This window comes from Alcanivorax sp. HI0083, from assembly GCF_001635175.1.
The window spans coordinates 1-887 of sequence record NZ_LWFX01001571.1 but is presented as its reverse complement, the minus strand read 5'-3'; the positions used below and the strand labels follow the sequence as shown (position 1 = coordinate 887).

Genomic DNA, 887 nt, shown 5'->3' with positions numbered 1-887 from the left:
GCAAGCGAAATTCGGCCATAGAAAAACAGGTTGGTGACCAGGTGAATCAGGTCAATCAGCCCCTTGGCTACCGGGGCCGCCAGTGCCCCCAAACCAATCGCCAGCACACAAATCCAGACCAGCCGGCGCCGGGAGGCAGCGGTATTCACCGGCAAGGTATCCGGCGTCTGCGAAGACAGAGAGGGAGAAACAGGCACGCCCTGCTGGGTGCGGGAAGAAGACGGCATAGGAGCGCTCCGGCAGCGAAAACGGGCGCGAATCATAACGCCAGCAACGTCTCTGTTACCACTCCGCCTGGCGGGCCAATGTGGTCTGCAACACAGAGAACGCTCTTTCCAGTTGCGCGCTTTTCCTGGCTCGGGAATAGACCAGAAACACCGGATAACTGAACTCCGGCGCATCAATTTCACGAACCAGTGCCCCGCTTTCCAGATACGGCTGGGCAACACGGGTACGGAAATAACCGCTGCCCCCATTGGTCACCAGGTACTGAATCGCCAACGGTCCTAAATCCATGGTTAACGTGGCACGGGCCTTTTCCGGCAGCGCCACATCGTGCTGTTGACGAAAGTGCGCCCCCCAATCCACATACACGTANGGTTCCGCCGTGTGCGGGGNGCGTGCCAGAATCAGTTTTTCTTCCAGCAACTGCTCCACCTGCATGCCGGGCCAGTAGTCCGGTTGGGGAACCAGAACCGCATCCAACACACCCTGCTCCAGCCGCTCGTGCAAGGAGCGAGGCTCACCGACTTCAGTACGCAGCGCCACATCCGGCAACACCTCTCGCAGCGCCGATAGCCAGTTGAGCAACAACGGATTCCACAGACTGATCTCCGCTCGCAATGTCAGCACAGATTCCGCACCCTGCGGTAACGGCAGCTCCCGGC

The 887-nt window shown here is 59.8% G+C and carries 2 protein-coding genes; both read right to left on the bottom strand.

Annotated elements, in window-relative coordinates:
- The coding region (locus A3754_RS23440) for a hypothetical protein (RefSeq protein WP_197468816.1) at nucleotides 1–227 on the bottom strand (227 nt) is incomplete at its 3' end.
- 55 nt (nucleotides 228–282) lie between these two features.
- Nucleotides 283–887, bottom strand: a 605-nt coding sequence (locus tag A3754_RS23435; RefSeq protein ID WP_063521487.1) for a LysR substrate-binding domain-containing protein, incomplete at its 5' end; no start/stop codon positions are given.